The sequence below is a fragment of the Clostridium kluyveri genome, from assembly GCF_001902295.1.
Taxonomy (GTDB): domain Bacteria; phylum Bacillota; class Clostridia; order Clostridiales; family Clostridiaceae; genus Clostridium_B; species Clostridium_B kluyveri_B.
Window position 1 is genome coordinate 4,184,728 of the sequence record NZ_CP018335.1, and the last position, 24,616, is coordinate 4,209,343.

The window sequence follows — 24,616 nt, forward strand, 5'->3', positions numbered from 1 at the left end:
CTTACTACCTACCTTCTTCCGATATCTTTTGTATTATACCTAAAGAAAAAAATGTTATAAGCATGGAACTGCCTCCCCTACTCACTAGTGGAAGAGTTATACCTGTAAGAGGAATTGCATTCATAACTCCTCCCACTATAACTAAAACCTGTGATGCTATCATTGCACTATAACCTACTGCAAGAAGTCTTGAAAACTCATCATTACCATATACCGCAGCTCTCATACATCTATAAAATAATAAAAAATATAATATTATTATAGAAAAACCTATTAATATTCCTAATTCTTCACAAAGTACAGCAAATATAAAATCCGTAGTGTTAATAGGAACATATTCTGGATGCCCTAGTCCCAGGCCTGTACCTGTAAGGCCTCCAGAGGCTATAGAAAACATAGATTGTACAATTTGATAACTTTCATTGGTGGCATAGGGCCAGGGATTTTTCCATATCATAATTCTAGTTCTAACATGATTAAATAACTTATAACTGAGGAAAGCTCCTCCGGACGAAAGTAAAAAACAAATCAATACATACCTGAATTTAGAAGTAGCTATATAAAGCATGGTTATAGCTATTCCAAAAAATATAAGGGCAGAACCCAAATCCTTTTGAAGTACCATAAAAGCTAAAGATATCATTACTACTATACCTGGTACTATTAAGTTTTTAAAATTTTTATAGTTTTTTAAATCTGATGCCAAATATGCTACTAAAAACAATTTTGCAAATTCTGAAGGCTGGAATTGAATTCCCGCTAAATTCACCCAGTTTTTAGCACCATTTATTTCATTTCCTGTGGCACTACCCACAACTGTACCCATTCCCATAAATATCAATGTGCATATTAAATATATGTATTTATACTTGCTAAATCTGCTGGTATCCGGCATTAAAACTACAATAAGTATAAAGCCTGTTACCCCGATTGCAAACCATATTATCTGTTTAATGGCAACTGTCATATCTATTCTATACAACATTACCATACCTATAACTGATAATATGCTTGAAAAAATAAATATGTATTTATCTCCATCAGAAAAAAACTTTCTTATTACAAAATAAGAATATCCTATTAATAAGCAGACCACAACTGCCATCACCATGGCCCCTTTATCAAAGGGCTGCTTTATTATTGCTAAATTCAAGAAACAGACAAAACATAATAAATATGTATATCTTAATAGTTTCTTCTCGTCTCTAGTAGTATCCAATATATCCACCACCTATAAATATTATAGTAAATTTCTATTTCAACAGTGTTTAAGCAAACTATCCTATAACTTTAAAAGCTGTATTTCCAATTTTAATTTCATCACCAGCCGCTAGATAATGCTTTCCTCTTAATTTTTTGCCATTCAAAAGAGTTCCATTAGTGCTTCCGAGATCTTCTAATACACAATCTTTCGCATTCTTTATGTAAATTCTAGCATGATGACCTGATGTATACGGATCTTCCAATATAAGTTGATTATCACTTTTCCTTCCTATGGTCACTTCTCTTCTTACAGGAATTACAGCACCTCTTCTAAGATTTGAATTTTTACCTGGATTAACTACTTCAAGTCCAAAGGATTTTCTGATTAGTTTTCTACTTTTTTTACCTCCATTTTTTATATCTTTATACATTATTCCTAATGCCCAAAATATTATAATATAGACTATACCTATAATTACGATTTTAAAAATCATACTTAATTTACTTAGATCCATTTAAAAATATCCTCCCTTAACACATGTAAAGACTAGCATTATAAGTACAGCAGCTAGTCTTTACGTAAATTATAACATCTTTTTTAGATATTGTCCTGTATAGGAGTCTTTATTTTCAGCTACCTGCTGCGGGGTACCTGTACAGAGAATAGTTCCACCCTTATCTCCTCCTTCAGGTCCAAGATCAATGATGTAATCTGCACACTTTATAACATCTAAATTATGCTCTATGACAACTACCGTATTTCCTGCATTTACAATTCTCTGAAGTATATTTATAAGTTTACTCACATCATCTATATGAAGTCCTGTAGTAGGTTCATCCAATATATATATGGTTTTTCCCGTACCTCTCTTAGATAATTCATAAGCTAATTTAATTCTCTGAGCTTCCCCTCCAGATAACTGTGTTGATGGTTGACCTAATTTAATGTATCCAAGTCCTACATCCATTAAAGTCTGTAATTTATTTTTTATTCTTGGTATATTTTCAAAGAACTTCAGTGATTCTTCTACAGTCATATTAAGTACGTGATCGATATTTTTATCCTTATATTTAACTTCTAGTGTTTCTCTATTATATCTTTTACCTTTACATACTTCACAGGGAACATATACATCTGACAAAAACTGCATTTCTATTTTTATTATTCCATCACCGCTGCAAGCTTCACATCTTCCCCCCTTTACATTAAAGCTAAATCGTCCTGGTTTATATCCTCTCATTTTAGCTTCATTGGTATTTGAAAACACCTGTCTTATTATATCAAATACCCCTGTATAAGTTGCAGGATTTGACCTTGGAGTTCTTCCTATGGGACTTTGATCTATATTTATTACCTTATCTATATTTTCCATCCCTAAAATGCCTTCATGCTTTCCAGGATTATGCCTTGAATTGTTCAATTTTTTATGTAGGGCCTTATATAATACTTCATTTACTAAAGTACTCTTCCCAGAACCAGATACTCCAGTAACACAATTAAATACCCCAAGCGGAAATTCCACACTTACATTTTTCAAATTATTTTCTCTGGCTCCTATTACCTTTATAGATTTCCCATTTCCTTCTCTCCTGTACTCCGGTGCCTCTATTTTTTTCTTACCGCTTAAGTACTGACCTGTTATAGAAGCATCACATTCTATAATATCTGAAACACTTCCACAAGCAACAACTTCTCCTCCATGCTCCCCTGCTCCTGGTCCTATATCTACTATGAAATCTGATTCTCTTATAGTATCTTCATCATGTTCTACAACTATAACCGTATTTCCAAGGTCTCTTAAATGTTTCAAAGTGGAAATTAGTCTGTCATTATCTCTCTGATGAAGTCCTATACTTGGCTCATCTAGTATATAGAGCACTCCTACCAAACTAGATCCTATTTGTGTAGCAAGTCTTATTCTCTGAGCTTCCCCACCTGATAGAGTTCCTGCTGTTCTAGATAAAGTTAAATAATCCAGTCCCACATCTATTAAAAATTCCAACCTAGAATTTATTTCTTTCAATATCTGCTCACTTATAATAGTATCTTTCTCAGATAATTTTATTTCTTTAAAAAATTTTAGCTCATCTTTTATGGACATGCTGCATAATTCAAAGATATTCTTTTCTCCCACTGTAATTGCAAGAACTTCAGGTTTCAGCCTTGCTCCTTTACATTTGGGACATGGATTATGGCTCATATAATTTTCTACTTCTCTTTTTACATAATCTGAATTTGTTTCCATATACCTTCTCTTTAAATTATTTACTATTCCTTCAAAGGAATGATTAAAATCCACCACTCTGTTTTCTTTCTTATATTTGACTCTTATCTTCTCTCCCTTTAACCCGTGCAGTAATATATCTAAAATATTAGAATCCAATTTTTCCACAGGAGTATCTAACTTAAAATTATATTTACCAGATAAAGCTTTCAATATACTAAAAGTCCATGAGTCTTCTTTTAGACTTCCTTCTCCCCAGCACATTACAGCTCCCTCCAATATACTTTTCTTCTTATTAGGTATTATGAGATTATCATCTATTTCAAGTAATGTGCCAAGTCCATCACAGGTATCACACTTGCCAAAAGGAGCATTGAAGGAAAAAGTTCTTGGAGTAATTTCTCCCAGGCTTATTCCACAATCTGGACATGCAAATTTATCACTAAATAAAATATCTTCCCCTGCAATGATATTTATAATAACTGTTCCCTCTGACAGTTTTAGTGCCATCTCTATAGAATCTGCCAGTCTGCTTCTTATTTCTTCTTTTATTACAATCCTGTCTACTATTACTTCAATGACATGCTTTTTATTTTTTTCAAGCTTTACTTCCTCATCTTGAAGGTCTACTATATTTCCATCAATTCTGGCCCTTACAAATCCGCTTCTAACTATATTCTCCAGAATTTTTACATGCTCTCCTTTACGCCCTTTTACCAAAGGAGAAAGAACTTGTATCTTAGTTCCCTGATCCATAGCCATAACCCTGTCTACCATTTGGTCTATGGTCTGCTGTGTTATTTTCCTGCCGCATTTAGGGCAGTGTGGCACTCCTATACGAGCATACAATAATCTTAAATAATCATATATTTCAGTAACAGTTCCTACAGTAGAACGAGGATTTCTACTAGTTGTCTTCTGATCTATAGATATGGCTGGTGACAATCCTTGAATATATTCAACTTCTGGTTTATCCATTTGTCCTAAAAATTGCCTGGCATATGCAGATAAAGATTCTACATATCTTCTCTGTCCTTCTGCATATAATGTATCAAAAGCTAAAGAAGACTTTCCCGAACCTGAAAGTCCAGTGAACACTATGAATTTATCTCTAGGTAATGTTAAATCTACATTTTTTAAATTGTGAACTTTAGCACCTTTTATCACTATGCTATTTTTCATTAATTTTACTCCTTAGATAATTTAGTTATTTATAGATATTTTGTTTTTTCTGTTTTTTTAACTTTACAATCTTGTCTCTTAGTTTAGCTGCTTCCTCAAACCTCAATTCCTTAGCCGCTGCAGCCATTTGCTTTTCATACTCTTTAATAAGTTCTTCCACTTTTTTATGGTCTGCCTTTACAGCTTCTTCTAAAGTATTATATGTCTCTTCTTGTTCTAAAATCATAGTAGATTCTATTATTTCTCTAATGGCTTTATCAATAGTTCTAGGCTTTATACCGTTCTTTTTATTATACTCTATTTGTATCTGTCTTCTTCTTTTAGTTTCACTTATAGCTTTATCCATAGAATTTGTAATGGTATCTGCATACATTATAACCTTACTCTCAGAATTTCTCGCTGCTCTTCCTATGGTCTGTATAAGAGATTTTTCTGATCTTAAAAATCCTTCTTTATCCGCATCTAAAATTGCAACTAGTGCAACTTCCGGTATATCAAGTCCTTCTCGCAGTAAGTTAATTCCTACTAATACATCAAATTCTCCTTTTCTCAGATCTCTTATTATTTTCATTCTATCTATGGTAGTTATACTGGAATGAAGATATCTAGTCTTTACATCCATATCTTTAAAATACTCTGTTAAATCCTCTGCCATTTTCTTAGTAAGAGTAGTAACAAGCACTCTATATCCTCTATGTATAGTTTCTTGTATATTATTATAAAGATCATCAATTTGGCCTTTAATGGGTTTTACTAAAATTTCAGGATCTAATAATCCTGTAGGTCTTAATATTTGTTCCGCTATATTTTCGGAATTATTCAATTCGTATTCTGCAGGAGTTGCACTTACAAATACTACTTGATTTAATTTTTTCTCAAACTCCTCAAATTTTAAAGGCCTATTGTCAAAAGCAGAAGGCAGCCTAAAACCATACTCTACTAAAGATTCCTTTCTAGACCTATCTCCTGCATACATGGCTTTTACTTGAGGAAGGGTAACATGACTTTCATCTATGAATAATAGAAAATCCTTCGGGAAATAATCTATGAGAGTTTGAGGAGGACTTCCTTTTGGTCTTCCATCCAATATTCTGGAATAATTCTCAATACCACTGCAATAGCCTATTTCCCTCATCATCTCTATATCAAAATTGGTTCTCTGTTTTAATCTCTGGGCTTCCAGCAATTTATCTTCAGCTATAAGTTTTTTAAGTGTCTCCTCTAATTCTGCCTCTATTTTTCCTATGGATATCTCCAATTTTTCTCGTGAAGTGGCAAAATGAGATGCAGGAGATATTGAAACATGTTTTCTTATTCCAAGAGTTGACCCTGTTAATACATCAAATTCCCGTATTTTATCAATTTCATCTCCAAAGAATTCCACACGTATACCACGTTCTGTGGAAGAAGCAGGAAATATATCCACAGTATCTCCTTTTACCCTAAAAGTACCTCTTATAAAGTTTAAATCATTTCTTTCATATTGTATTTCTACTAATTTTTTAAGTACTTCATCTCTATTCTTTATCATTCCCTGTCTTAAAGATAAAGTCAATTTTTTATACTCCTCTGGATTTCCTAACCCGTAGATACAAGATACAGAAGCAACTACTATTACATCCCTTCTCTCAAGCAGTGCAGAAGTAGCAGAATGCCTCAATTTGTCAATTTCATCATTTATAGATGCATCTTTTTCTATATAAGTATCTGTTTGAGCTATATATGCTTCTGGTTGATAGTAATCATAATAAGACACAAAATACTCCACACAATTTTCTGGAAAAAACTCTTTAAATTCTGAACAAAGCTGTGCCGCCAGAGTTTTATTATGGGCAAGCACCAGTGCAGGTTTTTGCACTTTTTCTATTATATTTGCCATAGTAAATGTTTTGCCAGAACCAGTAACTCCAAGCAGTGTCTGAAACTTATTTCCCTTAAAAATATGACCGGATATACTTTCTATAGCCTGTGGTTGATCTCCCGTAGGGCTGAATTGAGAATGCACTTTAAATTTTCCCATTTATCAATCATCCTTATCCTTGTTTTTTATTTTATTTAATATTTCTGAGAACCTATTTTTATCTAGTTTTACTACCATACTATTTTTAGGAACATTCCTAGGAACAAAAACTATTCCAAGTCTTTTATTCTTATTCATTCTATTGTAACTAACCTGTTCAAAATTTCCAGCTACCCTTTTTACTTTAAACCATATAAAATTTGAACATTCTTTTATTATCTCCATTATTCTGTCTTCACTTTCGATTTTTTCACTATTTACTTCCACTAACAGATCTCCACTTTTAATTCCCATTTCATTAGCAGGAGAGTTAGGTGCTACAGCTAATACCATAATACCTTCATTGCTGCTTATATATTTAGGTTTGCCTTTCATTTCAACACTTCTCTGAAGCAACATGATTCCCTCATGGGCCAACGGTGCAAATACCAATGCCAAAAATTTAAGCCATATATTAAAAACAGCAGCCTGTGCTATTCCAAATAAAGCTAAACTATATAAAATTATAAGTCCTCCGGACATAGCTGTTTTTTGTTTAACATCCCTGGTAAATGTTACACTATTGTATCCCATTACTGCATAGAATGGTATTAACACCATAACTGCATTTTGTAAAATACTATGTGGTATAGAATTATTTATTAAGGGCCACCAATCCTGAACAGATATCTGTGAAAAGCTGCCTATCATAGACTTTGGATGAAGCATAAAAATTATAGCCATAGGAATAGCCCAATACCTCTGAAGTGCAAATCCGCCTATTATATTTCCATCCTTGCTTGTAAAAACAGGAATAGCTCCCCTTTTACCATCTATAATGATTAAAATTCCCTCTACTAAATGTAATATAGCCACCATACTCATAAGTGAAACCACATCTATTTTTAAGAAATTCAAACTAGCTATATTAAGTTCCTGTGACAATACACTCAATATAATACTTATGAATCCCAATATTGCACCTGAATAAGAAAAACATATAAATCTAGGATTAAAAAACATAAAAATTATTGATGCTAAAAATATCAAATCTATAGCTGAATTTTCATCAAAAATTACCCCAAGATAAGACATAATGACACTTACAAGAATTCCACCGAAAATTCCTATTACAATTTGGGATATTGTGAGTTCAAAAGGAGAATTAATTTTTTCTCCAATTATCATTTGCTGCATTATGACTGTCTGTTTATTTTTTCTATACAATGTAAATGCTAATATAGCCAAAAGAAGCACCAAATATGGTTCTGTAAGTGCATAAGCTACAGATTTTAATGTGTACAGTAGTATCATTAAAGTTAATTCCCCTCTCCATAAACAAAATTCTTAAATTTAAAATTCTCTAATATTTTAAAATTTTTTTAGTTTTAAACCCATGAGTACAATAGTTAAATAAATTAAATTAGACAGAGTTTGTCTGCCTAACTTAAAAATCCCAAATATATTTACAATTAAATCCAAAATCCAATTATTTTACTTTGTTTTTTGCTATTTCATAGGCCTTATTAAACTGTGGATCTTTACTCCTATCATAACTGGACTCTTTAAGCTCATCTGGATATTCCACTTCTACATCAGGATTTATTCCTTTTTTATTTATATCACTGCCATTAGGTGTGTAGTACTTTGATATAGTAACTTTGAGTGCAGTGCTATCTCCAGTATCCAATATAGTCTGAACTACCCCTTTCCCATAAGTCTTTTTTCCAACTATAGTAGCAAGCTTATAATCTTTTAATGCCCCTGAAAATATTTCTGAAGCGCTAGCTGTGTTTTCATTGGTAAGTATGGTCACAGGTAGATTATTAAAATCTCCTCCCTTTGACTTATATTCTTTTTTATTTTTATATTTGTCTATAGTTGAAACTATCACCTTATCCTTTGGAACAAAATTAGAAACCATATCTACACACTGATCTAGCATACCTCCTGGATCATCTCTTAAATCCACAATTAGAGATTTCATCCCCTGGGAACTTAATTTCTTTAATTCATTTTTAAAACTTTCTGCTGTATTCTCATCAAACATATCTACTTGGAGATAGGCCACATTATCTTCCAGCATTTCACCTTTTACAGTATTAATATCTATTTTTTTTCTTTTAACCTTTACATCAAAACTGCCTTTACTTTCTCTATATAATGCAAGGGTAACTTCCGTATTCTCTTTTCCTTTTATGAGAGATACAGCCTTATCTAAATTTTTCCCAGTTACAGCAGTACCATCCACTTTTTGTATTATATCACCAGAAGTTATTCCCTGTTGTTTTGCAGGAGAATTATCGAATACATCCACTACAACAATATTATTTTCTTTTGCCATAACTTGGATTCCAATTCCATAATAATTCCCTTCAGTTTGAGCACTAAAACTTTCAAACTCCTTCTTATTCATAAATACAGTATATGGATCATTCAAAGATTCTGTCATACCTTTAATAGCTCCTTCAACTAACACGCTGTCATCTATAGAACCATAATAATACTTATATAATTGATTTCTCACTTCAAACAACTTTTCAAATTTACCCACTGCATTTCCCTGAGCGTTTTTTATAAAACTAACTGTACCAAACATGGTAAGAACATTTGTTATAATTACAATAACCACAGTATATGCTATCCAATTCCTCTTGACTTTCAATCTATTAACACCTCGTTTTCTGAAACATTCACTATATATAGTATTTATGTAAATCTTAAATAATTATAACACTAAAAAAAATAAATTTGCACCACTATTATTAATACTTTATCAATAGAATATATAAAATCAGCATGCAGAAATCAAAATATTCTACATGCTCCACTTATGTATTTACCATAGATAAATTTTTTGAAAAACCTAAACTGCAAGAAATTTTCTGATAGATAGTACACTGCCTACCGCACCTATAATTATACCTGCCAAGGCAAATACACCCAGAATATTGGTAATTATATATTGGGGATTAACCATTTGAATCATTATAAGAGCATTAGACGCCTTATTATACACTATCTTATATAAATAATATAATATTATGTTTGAAACTAACGCTCCTATCAGGCCTATTATAATACCTTCTATAATAAAAGGCCATCTTATAAACCAGTCTGTAGCTCCAATATATTTCATTATTCCTATTTCTTTTCTTCTGGAATACAATGTTATTCTTATAGTATTTCCTATTAAAAATAAACAAACTCCAATCAGTATTATAAGTATAATGCTTCCTGCCCATTTTATAGTTCTACTTATAGCTATAATCTTATCTACAATACCTCTTCCATCTTGAATACTATATATGCCAGGCATACCCTCTATATTTTCAACTACTGTAGAAACAACTTCAGGTTCTTTAACCTTAATTATAAATGCACTAGGAATAGGGTTGTCCTTGTCTAACCCTTCTACAAGAGACTTATTTTGTTCTCCTAACTGACTTTTAAATTTATTCAATGCTTCAGATTTTGTTTCATAAGTCAACTTGACTATACCATCTATAGAATTAACTTTTTTTTCAATATTAGCTCTTTGAGATTTAGTTATATTGTCTTCAAGATAAACTTTTACCTCTACTTTTGATTGAACTTCCATTATGCCCTGCTTGATATTAAGCATTGCAAGTATAGCTATACCAAATATAAATAGTGTAGCTGCCACTGTGGCTGCTGCTGCTATGCTTATAGTCTTATTTCTATTTAAACTTCTAAAAGCATCTTTTATAAAAAAACTTATGGTACTAATCCTCATAATCGTATGCACCCCTTTGCTCATCTCTTACAATTATACCATTTTCTATTTCTATAACTCTTTTCCTCATGGAATTAACTATGCTACTTGCATGGGTTGCCATTAGTACTGTAGTTCCTGCATGATTTATATCATTTATGGTATCCATTATATCCATAGAAGTATCCGGGTCCAAATTTCCTGTGGGTTCATCTGCTATTAATATAGAAGGGTTGTTTACTATAGCCCTTGCCAAAGAAACTCTTTGCTGCTCGCCACCGGAGAGTTCATGAGGAAATGATTTATACTTGCTGGATAATCCCACTAAAGACAATACTACAGGTACTTTTTTTCTTATTTCCTTTAAAGGAGCCTCTATAACTCTCATTGCGAAAGCTACATTTTCATACACATTAAGTGTAGGTATTAACCTAAAGTCTTGAAAAACTACTCCTAACTTTCTTCTATAAAAAGGTATTTGCCTTCTCTTTAAATTTGTGACATTTATATTATTAACTATAATATCACCAGTTGTAGGTTGAATTTCTTTTAAAAGTGCTTTTACAAAGGTAGTTTTTCCAGCTCCGCTGGAACCTACCAAAAAAACAAATTCACCTTTTTCTATTTCTAAATTTATATTAGATAATGCAAATATGTTATTATTATAAACCATACTTACGTTTTTAAACTCTATCATGTAAACCTCCTATACTTAACATTTTCAAAAATTGTCACATTATAAAGTTTATTATATCATAAAGGTCCAAAAACCAAAATTGTAAAATTATTAACATTAAATAAATTATTAAAATGAAATTTACATTATATTTTAATATGCTCAATTAAAAAACGATGTTATAAAATTATATAGCATCGTTTTTATAATAATTTATTTTAAAGTCAATCCCTTTTTCACTGCTTTAACTATATCTTCTGCGGTTAATCCATAAGCTTTCAAAAGTTCAGCAGGCTTACCACTTTCTCCAAAAGTATCTTTTATCCCTACTCTTACCACAGGAGTAGGCAAATTTTCACTTAAAACTTCACACACTGCAGAACCAAGTCCTCCAATAATACTGTGCTCTTCTGCAGTTATAACAACCCCTGTTCCTCTGGCCTCATTTATTATCTCATCTTTGTCTATAGGTTTTATTGTATGTATATTTAAAACTGATACCTTTATACCTTCCTCAGCCAATATATTATAAGCCTCCAGTGCTGCGTCTACCATTATACCGGTAGCTATAATCACTGCATCTTTCCCTTCCCGCAGTTTTACTGATTTTCCAATTTCAAATTTATAATCCTTATTATCATTTATAACAGGCACTCCAGATCTTCCAAGCCTCACATAACAGGGACCCTTTGTCTCCACTATAGCTTTAATAGCCTCTTCTGTTTCTACAGCGTCACTTGGACAGATAACTGTCATGTTAGGTATACTCCTCATAAGGGATATGTCTTCCACAGACTGATGAGATGCTCCGTCTTCACCCACAGTAATTCCTGCATGAGTAGCACATATTTTAACATTTAAATTAGGATAACATATTGAATTTCTCACTTGTTCAAAGGCTCTTCCTGTAGCAAATATAGCAAAGGTACTTACAAAAGGTATTTTATCACAGGTGGAAATTCCTGCTGCCACTGCCATCATATTAGATTCAGCTATACCCATATCCATAAATCTTTCAGGATATGCCTTCCCAAAGTTGCATGTTTTAGTGGATTTAGAGAGATCTGCATCAAAAACCACTATTTTTTCATTTTTTTCTCCTAATTCCAATAATATTTTTCCATAAGCTTCTCTAGTTGCTATTTTATTTGACATTACTCTTCACCTCCCATTTCCCTTAAAGCTTTCTCGCACTGTTCTATATTAGGTGCCGTTCCATGCCAGCCCACCTGATTTTCCATAAAAGAAACCCCTTTACCTTTAATAGTACTACAAATTATCACAGTAGGTTTACCCTTAACTGATTTGGCTTCCTCAACTGCATCTATTAATTCTTTTAAGCTGTGACCATCTGCTTCTATAACATTCCAATTGAATGCTTTAAATTTATCTGAAATAGGATATGCAGACATTACTTCCTCACAAGGACCATCTATCTGAAGTCCATTGGCATCTACAAAAGCAGTTAGATTATCTAATTTGTAATGTGCTGCAGCCATAGCAGCTTCCCATACTTCTCCTTCTTCAAGTTCTCCATCTCCAAGTATGGCATACACTCTATAATCCTTATTGTCAATCTTGCCGCCTAATGCCATTCCTACTGCTGCAGATATTCCTTGACCTAAAGAGCCCGTGGACATGTCTATCCCAGGTACATCATTCATATTAGGATGACCTTGAAGCATAGAGCCTAACTTTCTAAGGGATTGAAGTTCATCTACATTAAAATATCCCCTTTCGGCAAGGGTACTATAAAGTGCAGGGGCCGCATGGCCTTTTGACAGTACAAATCTATCCCTATTTAAATCCCTAAAATTCTGTGGATTGATATTCATTTCATAAAAATACAAAACAGTTAAAATTTCCACTATGGATAAAGAACCTCCTGGATGTCCTGAACCAGCTTTAGTTAACATTTTTATTATATTTTTTCTTATAGACACTGCAATCTTCTCAAGTTTTTCTATATTTTTTTCCACAAACTTAACCTCCTAATAAACTAAAAACTTTTTATAGTTATTTTAACATAAAATTTTATTTTTATATACAAAAACCATACAAAACTTTACCCCTGTGGTTTAACACAGGGGTTTATATCGGTAAAGTTATTTATAAAATTAAAATTATTGGCACACAATTAATTATATATGAAGTATTTATTGAAGTCCAACACTTACTAAAAGTGCTCCATCTACTTTTTCCATGTCAACATCTGTCATATGGCCAATCTTTTCCTTCAATCTTCTTTTGTCTAAAGTTCTTATTTGTTCAAGTAATACTACTGAATCTTTGTTAAGTCCATAGGCTTCTGATGATATTTCCACATGTGTTGGAAGTTTTGCCTTATTTATCTGAGAGGTAATAGCTGCAACAATTACTGTAGGACTGTATTTATTGCCTACATCATTTTGTATTATTATAACAGGCCTTACCCCTCCCTGTTCAGATCCAACCACTGGACTTAGATCAGCATAAAATATATCTCCTCTTTTCACTATTGTTGTCATCTTGCAAATCACTCTCCGAAAGCTTCGCTTCATATTCTTTAAATTCTTTCATGTCACTTGCAAAGCCCATTTCTGCGAATTCAAGATTAAGCTGCGCCATTTCCCTATACCCTTTTTCCATTTCTGATATTTTATTTAACCTTTTTTTCTCACTAATATATAATATGATAACTTCCCTAATAAATTCACTTCTTTTTTTGCAATCTTCTTTGAGTGCCTTGTTGAATTCATTATATAGTGTTTCTGAGAGGTTTATTACTAATCTCTTTGAAGTTGACATATACAAATTAATACCTCCTATTACCCTAAGCGAAAGATATATACAAACCAATTATATTACCAAATCTATAATTGTGTCAAAGAAATTATCTATAATTTCATCATTTTTCTACTTGTAATTTTTTACATAGGGCTTTTTATCTTCATAAATATTTAATATAATCTTTTATACGTCTCTATTTAAGCATATTATAATTTATTATGTAAAATTTTAGATATTAATTTATGTATATATGTATTTACTTTCAAATTATAAAAATACACATCTTCCTAGTATAAAATAAACTGTAATAAAACTTATACTACATAAAAATTTGTATTTATATATTCCAGATAAATTTTTTATTCTACTAATTAATTATTATATTATATATTATACCAACTTTCAAATTTATATTCACAACTCTACAATATATACTTCAAGCCACTTTAATTCTGCTAAAAGAAATGATACAGTTTCTTGACACATAAAATGTAATTATTTCAATAATTGTATTTCACAAAACAATTGTTTTAAAGACTATATGCAAGTATTATTATCTTCAGTGACATAACCTAAGAATCACTTGATATTACATAATTTTTAATCTTAACTACCTCCCCTCCCTTTATATATAATTTTGGAACTCTTCTACCTATCATGCAAAGCACTTCATAACTTATGGTTCCAGTGATTTCAGCTATATCATCTGCATTAAATTTTAATCCATCCTTTTCACCTATAAGTACAACCTCATCTCCTATATTAACTTCACCTACATCTGTTACATCTACCATGCATTGATCCATACATATATTTCCTACTACTGGAGCAAATTTCCCATTAATTATAACCTTTGCTTTGCCGAATAACCTTCTAGTGTATCCATCTGCATACCCTAAAGGTAATGTGGCTATTACACTTTTTCTATCACATTTAAACTTTCTTCCATATCCAATATAACTTCCTGGTTCTAGTACTTTTACATAAACTACGTTAGCTTTTAAAGTCATTATGGGTTTTATACTTAAATTATTCTTGTCTACTTCCATAGAAGGATAATACCCATACATTATTATACCAGGTCTAACTAAATCACAGTAAGTATCAGGCAATTCCATTATAGCTGCACTATTTGATATAGTTCTCATATTTATTTTCACATTTTTCTTTACTAATTCCTCATATAATAATTTATACTTTTCAAATTGTTCACAGCTATATGCCTTATCTATTTCATCTGCTGTAGAAAAATGTGAAAATAAACTCTGTATTTCTATATTGGGCAATTTACTTATTTTACTTATCTCTTCTACACTATTTGGGTCTATGGAAAATCCTATTCTACCCATTCCCGTATCTAGTGCAATATGTACTTTTATTTTTTTATCCTTACTTTCAGCTAATTTAGATAACTTACTAGCATAACTATAAGAAGGTACTATAGGTTCTATATCATAATCCATTATTTCATCTAAAAATGCATGTGGTATTATACCAAGCACCATTATAGGAACTTTAATTTTATTTTTTCTAAGCTCTATTGCCTCATCTAAAATTGCTACAGCAAGTCTACTTATTCCATTTTCTAGTAACACTTTTGCAATTTCTACAGCTCCATGACCATAAGCATCAGCCTTAATGACACCTATCAATTCCTTATTTCCTATTTTAGATTTTATTTGACCTATATTATATACAAGGTTATCTAAGTTAATCTCTTCCCATACAGGTCTATACTTTTGAAACATAATATACCATCCCATCCATTATAATTTTATTTAGTAGATTAATAAGAAACAGTTTTTATAAAAAAATAAAAACATACTAAAATTATATACCTTTTTTATTATGAATGTGAATATATTATGGGAATTAAAAAATGCCTAAATAAAAACTAATTTGTGTTGAACACATCTTCTCCCAATTCTGGATTAGCTTTAAAATCAGTATAATGTACTTTTATTCTCTCCTTTCCATCAGAATCATATATTATCAAATATGTGGGAATACTACCTTTTACATTTACATATAATTCTGCCTTATTTATACTTTTATTGTTCCCTGGTATATCCAAATGTATAACTTGATACTGCTGGTTATCTATATTCTGAAATGAATTTTCAATTTTTTCATTAGTGTAAATTAATGATATATATTGATCTATAAAGCAAAATTTGAACAGGCTATTAAAATTTTTATTATAATTATATATATTCCCGCTTCCAATACGTTTTGCAACTATCTTATTTTGTTTATAAAAGATTATTTCATCTTTTCCCAAATCTAATCTATCACCATATTTAACATGATAAAACTGTTTTCCACTATAATTTATTTCCTGTTTAGCATTTTTTATGGACATATTTACATTACAGCTATAACTGTTTAAATCCTTTAAATAGTATATTATCTCTTCCGTATTTCTGGTATTTTTATTACAAGATGAAAAAAATATAATTAAAGCAAAAGACATAATTCCTAGGACTAGCTTTTTTGTCACTTTGCACCTCCACATTTCACAGTTTTTCACTACTAATCTATTCTATTATGTCTCCCTATATTACTTTTTTCATTTAATGCTTTAGTTTAAATTACTCTGTTAATTCCTTTATAGAAAACGGCAATTCTTCTAAAATATGACTTGCATTTACACAAAACATACTTTGAGATAATTTGTCTCCACAATATCCATGTACAAATGCTGCAGCACATACTGCTTGAAAAAGACTATACCTTTGAGCTATAAAAGAAGCTATTATTCCTGTTAAACAGTCTCCCATACCTCCCGAAGCCATTGATGAATTTCCTGTAGAATTCACAGCTACCACATTTCCATCTGTAACAATTGTGTTGTATCCTTTTAAAAGCAATATTACATTTTTTTCTTTCGCAAACTTTTTTGCCACCTCAATTCTATTTTCTTTTATATATTCAATATCTAAACCAGTAATTCTAGACATTTCTCCTAGGTGAGGAGTTATGATTACAGAACATTTTTTACTTTCTAAAATATGAAGATTTCCACTCAAAACATTAATTCCATCTGCATCTATTACTACGGTTTTTGTAAAATTTTTTATAATTTTTTCTAATAAATTTAATGTGTTCTTATTAGTTCCCATACCAGGGCCTATTGCAATAACATCACTTTTTTCTATAGTTTTTTCTAAGTTTGTGGTTTCATTTAAATCCACGGTCATACCTTCTATAAGTTTTGAGCTAAGTATGGATCTAACATCTTCGTAACAGCCTAGAGTAACAAGTCCTGCCCCACTCTTTATAGCCCCTTCTGTACATATATAGGCGGCCCCCGTAAATCCCATAGAACCCGCTATAATAAATACTCTTCCATAATCCCCTTTATGGGAAAATTTATTTCTTTCTTTTAAAATTTTCTTAATAAAATCTCTGTCAATAATAAAATAATTCAGACTAAATTTTTCAACAACTGCTTTAGGGATTCCTATATCCTCAACTAATATTTTCCCGGTAAATTCATGACTTCCATATGTCAGAAATCCTTTTTTATATAATTGAAAAGTTACGGTTACATCGGCCCTTACACAATTTCCCAGAACTTTTCCCGTGTCTCCATTAAATCCTGAAGGAACATCTATAGAAATTATATATTTGCTATTTTCATTTATCAAAGATATAACAGAACTTTGTATTCCTACTATTTCTCTGGAAATTCCTGTTCCAAACAATGCATCAATTGTAACATCACTTTTTTGTATACATTTTTTAAGAGTATCAATTTCTTCTTGAGAATTCAATTTATATATGTTCAATCCCAAGTTCTTTAAAATAGTATAATTAACTTTACAGTCTTCACTCATGCCCTCTTCTTTCCCTACTAAAAACACTTGTACTTTTTTATTTAGATTGTAAAGATGTCTTGCTACAGCAAATCCATCTCCACCATTATTACCCCGGGTGCATATTACACAGAAAGAATTGCAATTTGTTAAATCTATATTTTTAATTACCTTAATTGCTGCATTTTCCATCAAAACAATACCAGGTATTTTAAATTGATTTATAGCATAATTATCTATATCTCTAGATATCCTTACAGTCGCTATCTTCAATTTTATCAACCTCCATTATGGCATAAGCTATAGCATTATCTACTCCATGAGATATGCTTAAATGGATTTTATAATTTCCATACTTATTTGCCATTAATTTAGCTTTTCCCTTCAACACTACCGTTGGCCTTCCAGAAGCAGTTCTGTCTATTTCTATATCTTTAAAGTCAAAGCCTCTAAATCCACTACCTAATGATTTTACAACAGCTTCCTTTGCTGCAAACCTACCTGCAACAAATTCAGGTCTTAGATTTCTATTTTTAAGATACTCTATTTCGTTTTTGCTAAAAATCCTATCTATAAAAGTATTATGTTTTTCGATAGCCTCTTTAATTCTCCTAATTTCAACTATATCTACTCCAACACCAAATATCAAATACAATACACCCCCAGAGCAATTTTAAAATTATACTATTATATCTTATATTACATTTATTTATCGATACAGTAAATACTAAATTAGGTCCAATTGAAACTAAATTATATCAACTTTTCATGTTTTTACATAATTAAAAAAGAGGATTTCTCCTCTTTTTTATTAAATTTAATATGCTGCTATATATCTTACTTCTCTTTCAAAATCTAAGATATATCTATCTACATAATCACCTGCTATATCAACTAAATGTAATGGTGATACCTTATTCTCATATAATAATCTTATTAGATTATGTACTTTATGCCTATATGGACTTATATGTTCTATGCAATCTCTCTGTACATTCACTAATTCTTCATTTAATATATCCTGTCTCTCTACCTCTATTCCATAGGATTGAACTTCTATTGACTCTTTTTCATAAGTGATAATTGTCTTTCCCTTAAGTAATCTATAAAAATATACATATTTTGTATTTTCTACTACCTCAGTGGAAATAAAATTCTCTACTACCATAAACCAATACCTCCCCATAATTATTTACAGCAATGATATTATTAAAATTATATTAACATATACTATAAAAAAAATGTGTCAGTTCATAGATTAATACAATTATAAATTATCCCTTATATATGACAATAAAAATCTTCTACCTACGGTTATATAAGAATATATATACTTATATACAACTTATTAACAATTTTTATTAACCAATATTGTCGAAAATTTAATCATTTTGACTTTCTGTTTTTTATAAATTTAAAGCAATATTATGATTAAACTGATTACTTTTACTTTAACTTATACATAATTAACTGATTTTTCCCAGCTTTAACCACTTTACCTTCATTATATTTTATATCTTTAATGATTTCTGAATTTGTTATAATAATTGAGGTTATAAGAGAATATCCCTTTTCTTCTATAAATTTTCTATCTAATTTTATTATAGGCTCTCCTACTTTTACATGCGTACCTTCTTCTACTAGCCTTTCTAATCCTTCTCCATTTAATTCTACAGTATCAACGCCCACATGTACTAATATTTCAGTTCCATTTTTTAAAACCATTCCAAAGGCATGATCTGTCTTAAGTATAAGAATTACAGTTCCATCTGCAGGAGCCAAAACTATATCCCCAGTAGTATCAATTGCAACACCATCCCCCGCCATTTTTCCTGAAAATATTTGATCTGGCACTTGTGATAAATCTATTATTTCTCCATCAATTGGGGCAGTTAATTCAAAATTTTTCTTTAGAAAATGAAACATGCTTTAATCACTCCCAATATATTATTTTTATAATTTCATAATTTTATTATACTCAATTATAATGCATATTAATATACCGTGAGGATTAAAATTAAAATATATTTTTATCTACAGAATCTATGTTTACCTATAATTTTAATAAGAGGTCTTGACCATATCCATGAGCTAGTAGCAGTGGAAGGATTAAAATAATATATTGCTCCCTCTGAAGGATCCCACCCATTTAAAGCGTCTCTGGCAGCATTTATAGAATTTTGTTCCATATTAGCATGTACCTGGCCATCTACCACAGCAGTAAATGCTCCTGGTTGATAAATTACTCCTGCCAAGGTAGATGGAAATCTAGGATCTCTGGTTCTATTTAAAATTACAGCTCCAACCGCAACTTGCCCCTCATAAGGTTCTCCTCTGGCTTCACCATTTATCAATCGTGCCAGCAGCATTACATCCTGATTATTACTTCCGGATGATCCACTACTTACATTTATAGCTAATGCCGACAAAGTAGCATCTCCTACTACTCCATCCACATTTAATCCATTTTTAGATTGAAAATACCTCACAGCAGTATAAGTTTGATATCCATAAATTCCATCTACGCTTCCATTATAATATCCCCAATCTCTAAGCTTTGTCTGTATTTTTATAACTACGTCTCCCCTTGAGCCATAATAATAAGCTATGGCTTTTACTGCATTTCCATAGGGGAGTAAAAACAAAGAAGTAGATATATATGTAAATATTATAATAAATACTAGTATTAATTGTATTTTAAACCTCATAATTTTCTTGCCCATACAACCATCTCTCCTTTTGAAATTTTATTATGTAAATTTAGTTTGCTCACATGTATAGTAAAAAATACATAAAAAAATACTATTAATTTCACTATCCTAGTGATCATTAATAGTATTTTTAAAAAATTTGAATAATAATATTGATTACCCTACCTTTCTCAACCTCTTCTTCCAATTAGGTATTAGTATATCCTCTACTATATCATTCATTATTACTATGCCACAAAGCTTTCCCTCATCATCTAATACCGGTAATGAAAAAAGATTATATTTTGAGCAAATTTCTATAGCTTTATCTATATTTTCATTATGATTTATGGTAGATACACTGCGTTCCATTATATCCTTCAAGCTATCCTCAAAATTTGATAATATCAAATCCTTAAGTGATACCACTCCTTGAAGTTTTTGTTTATCATCAATAATGTATATATAATATGATACCTCATCTTCCGGTTTAATTTCCTTTAAAAGTTCAATGGTTTCCTTAACTGTTATATTTATATTAAAAGAAATGAAATCTTTATTCATTATACTTCCCACAGTCTCTTTTTTATAACCCATAAGCTCCTTTACTTCTTCTAAGTCTTCTTTTTTCATATTGATAAGTATCTTTTCAACAGTTTCCTCATCAGCTTCCTCTAAGATGTCCGCTATTTCATCATTGGGCATATTATACAATACTTCATCCCTTTTAGATTGACTTAAATTCTCAAGAATGTCCACTTGTATTTCAGGAGCTATTTCTTCTAAAGTATCTGCAGCTAAATTTTCATCTAAGCTTTCAAAGACTCTTTTCCTGTAGTTTATATCCATATCTTCTAATATATCCGCCAAATCTGCCGGATGAAGTTTAGATAATTTCTTATAAGGTATACACAACTTAAGATTATTATCTATAACCTCTAAAGATTCTACATTATTCCATATTATTAAGCTGTCTTCAGGTTTTTTACCAAATAATTCATAACACTTTTTTACAAACTTCTCAATGCCAAATCTTCTACCTAAAGCTAAAACTCCCGTATCCACAGCTACAACTCTATACTCTCCTGCTATTTCTGTAATTCTTATGTCATTTACCTTTACAAGTTTTTTGCCATTAATATCTACTATCTGTTTATCTAATAAATGCTTTGACAAAAGGTAAGAATATTTTTGAAGTATTATTTCTCTTATTCCCTCTCCTTTTATTATTACCTTGTCATTATCTTCATAAAAATTTATATTTTTGCACTCACAATTATATACTTCTGACTTTTTTTTTACCTTATACCCTATAGCCCTTGGTATTCCATCATCAACGGATACATAAATATCACATAGCCTTCCTACGTATTCATTAAATTCGTCATAGATCTTCCTGTAGAGAATTTTACTCAAAAAGAAGCTAGATAATTTTTTCATAAATATTCCTCCTCCAATATACAGAGAAATATTTCATATAAATTAACATGACTACTTATTTAAAATAATTCTCTATATATTTTGAAATTTTTGTTTTAAGATACACCGACCTCCATAAGGTCCGTTTTCCATTTAACACACCACCTAAATTAAAAAATTTAAATATATGCAAATAAAATAAATTAAAAAAAGCCCTAGAGGGCCTTATTAAACTAAAACTTTTAAATCGTCTGAGTTTTAGCACTATATAGCTTTAGACTAAATTTTGTCCAGCTACATTAAGTAAAACCTTAATTCGGTAATACCTGTTGACCCATTGGCATCTCTCGATGTTTCCGGGCAGTAGCATATATCTATATAGGAGCCTCACCTAACATAATAGAAATATATAATTTTATTCTATACTATAATTATATTACAAATTCATTGAAATGCAACACTAAATATAAAATTTATTTATATTTACCTATTACATAAATTTATTTTAAATTTACTCATTATAATGGCATATATCATAATATAACTTCAATTATCTTAAAAAATAAATATTAATTTAACCAAGTATTGCATTCTTCTTAACTTTATTCAATGCATAAATTAATGCTAGAATCCAGAATATATCTCCAACTATATTTTCTGCTAAAATTCTTACACCTACAATCCATAATATAAATTCTATTACAGTTACAGAAGCTGCTGTCAATACTAAATATATGCCTAATCCACTGCTGCTTTTCTTATTAACAAACCCTATAATAAAGAATATTATTAAAGTATTAAATACTATGTATGTCCAATATACATATATATGTTGTAAAAAAACTAATGTGTATACAGATTCTTTTACACTCTGTAATACAACCTTACAATTATACATAATAAAAACATACATCAATGTCAAAACTATGGATATTATGAATATATAATAAAATTTAATATTATTTTTTCTTATAAAAATATACAATATAGTGAACGCCATTATAGGAACCGCAATCAAATTTAAAAAAAAAGGAATCTTAAGCATATATAGATATTCCATATTGGTAGCAAAAAGCATAATCAGTATTGAAATATACCTAAATATCATAGCTGTAATAACAATAAAACTTATTGCTTTTATTTTATAAGGTAAGAACTTAATCCAGGCCAATCCCTGAATTAGCAATAGAAATATAATAGGTAATAGAAAAATATAAATTGCCATGGGTCCTCCTTGTTCTTAGTAGTATCCTAAATTATATTTATTATTATTACCTTATTCATATTACTATTTTAAGTAAAAACTTATTCAAATTATAATTTATCCTGTATTCCCAAAACTTCTAATCCACCTTTTATACACTCTACCATAAGTGGAAAATCCGGTCCCCTTTCTCCATCTATATCCGTTACTATACCTTCGTCACAATATATTTCTATTTTATTTGACTTAAAATATAAAAGACCTGATGTATTTTCCAGATGATCCCCTCTCAACATTTTTATAAAGAGGGCAATAGTATCTTTTATCATTCCTGCCTTTATTATAATTATATCTAAAAGTCCATCATCTATCTCAGCTTTATATGCAAATTTAAGATTACCTGCTGTCTGACCATTAAATATGAGCATCAGATACATATTCCCATCAAAAACCGCATTTTCAGATTTCACTCTTACTTTCAATTTTCTAAGATTAGTAAGTTGTTCTAATCCCTTTACGTAGTAGGCTAACTTTCCAATTGTATTTTTTAAATTCACATCTGTTTTTTGAGATACATCTGTAAATAAACCTGTACTAGCTACATTTATAAAATACTTATCATTTACTTTTCCTAAATCCAACTTTTTAGGAATGCTATTTACTATTTGTTCACAGGCCTCTTCAATATTTTCTGGCATACCTATAAATTTGGCAAAATCATTAGCGGTACCTACAGGAAGTATAGCTATAGGTATATTTATATTTAATCTTTTCATGTGGTTTACAGCAGTATCTACTGTTCCATCTCCTCCAGCCACCAATATATATTTATAGCTTTTATCTATATCTTTGAAAGCTTCTTTCATATCAAATTCAAAACTAACTCTAAAAGGTATTATTTGATATCCATATTTTTGATGTATTTTAATAACGTTTTCTATATTATATACTATAGTTTTTTCTCCAGAATACGGATTATAAATAAATTTTACTTTATTCATATTGAACTCTCCTAAATGATCAAGTTTCTAACTAAATTTCAAAATTATAATTATTATTCCTAGAACTCTAGTCTAAATATTAAAATTTAGGCTCTATAACTAAAATAAAACTTTATTGTTAAATATATGACGTAACATAATTATATCACCACGAATAATAAATCCACAAGATTAGTTGTAATTCTTGTGGACTTATTTACAAATTGTTAATCTCTAAAATTGTGAATTATCTGGCTGAGATATACTGCTTAAAGCATCTCCAGCCTGATTATTGGATCTAGGATTTACTGCCAGATCACCTAGAGATACTATGCCAACTACATTATTATTTTCTACTACCGGAACCCTTCTTATCTGCCTTTCACTCATTATTCTAGAAACATCTTTAACATCCATATCCGGCGATGCTGTTACTGGATTTGATGACATGATATCCCTTACTGTTTTAGAATTAGGAGCAGCTTTATTTCCCACGGATCTTATAGATATATCCCTATCTGTTAAAATTCCTATAATCTTTCCTTGTTGACATACTGGCAGAGAACCTATATTATTCTCCATCATAACTTGTGCTGCCTTATCTACAGTATCATCAGGATTTAAACTAGCTACCGACTTAGTCATTACATTTTCAACCTTCATTATAACACCTCTTTAAATTTTGGATTTCAAAAATTATTATTTCCTAATTTAA

The 24,616-nt window shown here is 30.4% G+C and carries 23 protein-coding genes and 1 riboswitch; all 23 genes read right to left on the reverse strand.

Annotated features, from left to right (window positions below):
* Positions 1-4: 4 nt before the first annotated feature.
* Entirely contained in the window at positions 5-1,219 is a 1,215-nt protein-coding gene (locus BS101_RS20505; protein ID WP_073540535.1) for an FtsW/RodA/SpoVE family cell cycle protein, read from the reverse strand.
* Positions 1,220-1,277: 58 nt separating this feature from the next.
* Positions 1,278-1,718 (reverse strand): FHA domain-containing protein, encoded by a 441-nt coding sequence (locus BS101_RS20510; protein ID WP_073540537.1) that lies wholly within the window; start codon positions 1,716-1,718, stop codon positions 1,278-1,280.
* Between the two features lie 69 nt (positions 1,719-1,787).
* Positions 1,788-4,610 carry an excinuclease ABC subunit UvrA gene (gene uvrA, locus BS101_RS20515; protein ID WP_073540539.1) on the reverse strand — a complete coding sequence of 941 codons (2,823 nt, stop codon included), beginning with the start codon at positions 4,608-4,610 and terminating at the stop codon, positions 1,788-1,790.
* Between the two features lie 25 nt (positions 4,611-4,635).
* Positions 4,636-6,630 carry an excinuclease ABC subunit UvrB gene (gene uvrB / locus BS101_RS20520; RefSeq protein ID WP_073540541.1) on the reverse strand — a complete coding sequence of 665 codons (1,995 nt, stop codon included), beginning with the start codon at positions 6,628-6,630 and terminating at the stop codon, positions 4,636-4,638.
* Between the two features lie 3 nt (positions 6,631-6,633).
* Positions 6,634-7,923: a PDZ domain-containing protein gene (locus BS101_RS20525; RefSeq protein WP_073540542.1), complete on the reverse strand. Its 1,290-nt coding sequence runs from the start codon at positions 7,921-7,923 to the stop codon at positions 6,634-6,636.
* 175 nt (positions 7,924-8,098) lie between these two features.
* On the reverse strand, positions 8,099-9,274 hold the full coding sequence (locus BS101_RS20530) for a S41 family peptidase (RefSeq protein WP_073540544.1): 1,176 nt from the start codon (positions 9,272-9,274) through the stop codon (positions 8,099-8,101).
* Between the two features lie 201 nt (positions 9,275-9,475).
* A complete protein-coding gene (ftsX, locus tag BS101_RS20535; protein ID WP_073540546.1) occupies positions 9,476-10,366 on the reverse strand; it encodes a permease-like cell division protein FtsX in 891 nt (296 codons plus the stop codon).
* Positions 10,356-11,042, reverse strand: a complete 687-nt coding sequence (gene ftsE, locus BS101_RS20540) for a cell division ATP-binding protein FtsE (RefSeq protein WP_073540548.1) — start codon at positions 11,040-11,042, stop codon at positions 10,356-10,358. The genes ftsX and ftsE overlap by 11 nt, the downstream gene beginning before the upstream one ends.
* A 192-nt stretch (positions 11,043-11,234) precedes the next feature.
* Complete coding sequence (locus tag BS101_RS20545) at positions 11,235-12,176, reverse strand: transketolase family protein (protein ID WP_073540550.1); 942 nt, start codon at positions 12,174-12,176, stop codon at positions 11,235-11,237.
* Positions 12,176-13,000, reverse strand: coding sequence for a transketolase (locus tag BS101_RS20550; RefSeq protein ID WP_073540552.1), 825 nt, complete (start codon positions 12,998-13,000; stop codon positions 12,176-12,178). The genes BS101_RS20545 and BS101_RS20550 overlap by 1 nt, the downstream gene beginning before the upstream one ends.
* A gap of 177 nt (positions 13,001-13,177) precedes the next feature.
* Positions 13,178-13,528: a type II toxin-antitoxin system PemK/MazF family toxin gene (locus BS101_RS20555; protein ID WP_012103902.1), complete on the reverse strand. Its 351-nt coding sequence runs from the start codon at positions 13,526-13,528 to the stop codon at positions 13,178-13,180.
* Positions 13,488-13,808: a CopG family ribbon-helix-helix protein gene (locus BS101_RS20560; protein ID WP_041701016.1), complete on the reverse strand. Its 321-nt coding sequence runs from the start codon at positions 13,806-13,808 to the stop codon at positions 13,488-13,490. Before BS101_RS20560 ends, BS101_RS20555 begins: the two co-directional genes overlap by 41 nt.
* A gap of 554 nt (positions 13,809-14,362) precedes the next feature.
* Complete coding sequence (gene alr / locus BS101_RS20565; RefSeq protein ID WP_073540554.1) at positions 14,363-15,538, reverse strand: alanine racemase; 1,176 nt, start codon at positions 15,536-15,538, stop codon at positions 14,363-14,365.
* 146 nt (positions 15,539-15,684) lie between these two features.
* Positions 15,685-16,290: a germination lipoprotein GerS-related protein gene (locus BS101_RS20570; protein ID WP_073540556.1), complete on the reverse strand. Its 606-nt coding sequence runs from the start codon at positions 16,288-16,290 to the stop codon at positions 15,685-15,687.
* A 91-nt stretch (positions 16,291-16,381) separates the two neighbouring features.
* Positions 16,382-17,881, reverse strand: a complete 1,500-nt coding sequence (locus BS101_RS20575) for a bifunctional ADP-dependent NAD(P)H-hydrate dehydratase/NAD(P)H-hydrate epimerase (RefSeq protein WP_073540558.1) — start codon at positions 17,879-17,881, stop codon at positions 16,382-16,384.
* The gene (gene acpS / locus BS101_RS20580) at positions 17,853-18,257 is read right to left on the reverse strand and encodes a holo-ACP synthase (RefSeq protein WP_012103907.1); all 405 of its coding nucleotides are present in this window, start codon (positions 18,255-18,257) and stop codon (positions 17,853-17,855) included. Before acpS ends, BS101_RS20575 begins: the two co-directional genes overlap by 29 nt.
* A 168-nt stretch (positions 18,258-18,425) precedes the next feature.
* The gene (locus BS101_RS20585; RefSeq protein ID WP_073540560.1) at positions 18,426-18,776 is read right to left on the reverse strand and encodes a DUF6514 family protein; all 351 of its coding nucleotides are present in this window, start codon (positions 18,774-18,776) and stop codon (positions 18,426-18,428) included.
* A gap of 278 nt (positions 18,777-19,054) precedes the next feature.
* On the reverse strand, positions 19,055-19,534 hold the full coding sequence (locus BS101_RS20590) for a PTS sugar transporter subunit IIA (protein ID WP_073540562.1): 480 nt from the start codon (positions 19,532-19,534) through the stop codon (positions 19,055-19,057).
* A 104-nt stretch (positions 19,535-19,638) separates the two neighbouring features.
* A complete protein-coding gene (sleB, locus tag BS101_RS20595; protein WP_073540564.1) occupies positions 19,639-20,331 on the reverse strand; it encodes a spore cortex-lytic enzyme in 693 nt (230 codons plus the stop codon).
* 144 nt (positions 20,332-20,475) lie between these two features.
* Positions 20,476-21,738, reverse strand: a complete 1,263-nt coding sequence (locus tag BS101_RS20600) for a magnesium transporter (protein WP_073540566.1) — start codon at positions 21,736-21,738, stop codon at positions 20,476-20,478.
* A 214-nt stretch (positions 21,739-21,952) separates the two neighbouring features.
* A riboswitch (M-box (ykoK) riboswitch) is annotated at positions 21,953-22,124 on the reverse strand.
* Positions 22,125-22,291: 167 nt separating this feature from the next.
* The gene (locus tag BS101_RS20605) at positions 22,292-22,942 is read right to left on the reverse strand and encodes a hypothetical protein (protein ID WP_073540568.1); all 651 of its coding nucleotides are present in this window, start codon (positions 22,940-22,942) and stop codon (positions 22,292-22,294) included.
* An 89-nt stretch (positions 22,943-23,031) separates the two neighbouring features.
* Complete coding sequence (locus BS101_RS20610) at positions 23,032-23,922, reverse strand: YegS/Rv2252/BmrU family lipid kinase (RefSeq protein ID WP_073540570.1); 891 nt, start codon at positions 23,920-23,922, stop codon at positions 23,032-23,034.
* A gap of 213 nt (positions 23,923-24,135) precedes the next feature.
* Positions 24,136-24,564: a CBS domain-containing protein gene (locus tag BS101_RS20615; protein ID WP_073540572.1), complete on the reverse strand. Its 429-nt coding sequence runs from the start codon at positions 24,562-24,564 to the stop codon at positions 24,136-24,138.
* Between the last annotated feature and the right edge of the window lie 52 nt (positions 24,565-24,616).

What these genes read in the sequence shown, in the direction of transcription:
- BS101_RS20510 (WP_073540537.1), bottom strand. Translation starts at nt 1,718, where the DNA reads ATGGATCTAAGTAAATTAAGTATGATTTTTAAAATCGTAATTATAGGT.
- uvrA (WP_073540539.1), bottom strand. Translation starts at nt 4,610, where the DNA reads ATGAAAAATAGCATAGTGATAAAAGGTGCTAAAGTTCACAATTTAAAA.
- uvrB (WP_073540541.1), bottom strand. Translation starts at nt 6,630, where the DNA reads ATGGGAAAATTTAAAGTGCATTCTCAATTCAGCCCTACGGGAGATCAA.
- BS101_RS20525 (WP_073540542.1), bottom strand. Translation starts at nt 7,923, where the DNA reads ATGATACTACTGTACACATTAAAATCTGTAGCTTATGCACTTACAGAA.
- ftsX (WP_073540546.1), bottom strand. Translation starts at nt 10,366, where the DNA reads ATGAGGATTAGTACCATAAGTTTTTTTATAAAAGATGCTTTTAGAAGT.
- ftsE (WP_073540548.1), bottom strand. Translation starts at nt 11,042, where the DNA reads ATGATAGAGTTTAAAAACGTAAGTATGGTTTATAATAATAACATATTT.
- BS101_RS20545 (WP_073540550.1), bottom strand. Translation starts at nt 12,176, where the DNA reads ATGTCAAATAAAATAGCAACTAGAGAAGCTTATGGAAAAATATTATTG.
- BS101_RS20555 (WP_012103902.1), bottom strand. Translation starts at nt 13,528, where the DNA reads ATGACAACAATAGTGAAAAGAGGAGATATATTTTATGCTGATCTAAGT.
- BS101_RS20560 (WP_041701016.1), bottom strand. Translation starts at nt 13,808, where the DNA reads ATGTCAACTTCAAAGAGATTAGTAATAAACCTCTCAGAAACACTATAT.
- alr (WP_073540554.1), bottom strand. Translation starts at nt 15,538, where the DNA reads ATGTTTCAAAAGTATAGACCTGTATGGGAAGAGATTAACTTAGATAAC.
- BS101_RS20585 (WP_073540560.1), bottom strand. Translation starts at nt 18,776, where the DNA reads ATGGTAGTAGAGAATTTTATTTCCACTGAGGTAGTAGAAAATACAAAA.
- BS101_RS20590 (WP_073540562.1), bottom strand. Translation starts at nt 19,534, where the DNA reads ATGTTTCATTTTCTAAAGAAAAATTTTGAATTAACTGCCCCAATTGAT.
- sleB (WP_073540564.1), bottom strand. Translation starts at nt 20,331, where the DNA reads ATGGGCAAGAAAATTATGAGGTTTAAAATACAATTAATACTAGTATTT.
- BS101_RS20600 (WP_073540566.1), bottom strand. Translation starts at nt 21,738, where the DNA reads ATGAAAAAATTATCTAGCTTCTTTTTGAGTAAAATTCTCTACAGGAAG.
- BS101_RS20605 (WP_073540568.1), bottom strand. Translation starts at nt 22,942, where the DNA reads ATGGCAATTTATATTTTTCTATTACCTATTATATTTCTATTGCTAATT.
- BS101_RS20610 (WP_073540570.1), bottom strand. Translation starts at nt 23,922, where the DNA reads ATGAATAAAGTAAAATTTATTTATAATCCGTATTCTGGAGAAAAAACT.
- BS101_RS20615 (WP_073540572.1), bottom strand. Translation starts at nt 24,564, where the DNA reads ATGAAGGTTGAAAATGTAATGACTAAGTCGGTAGCTAGTTTAAATCCT.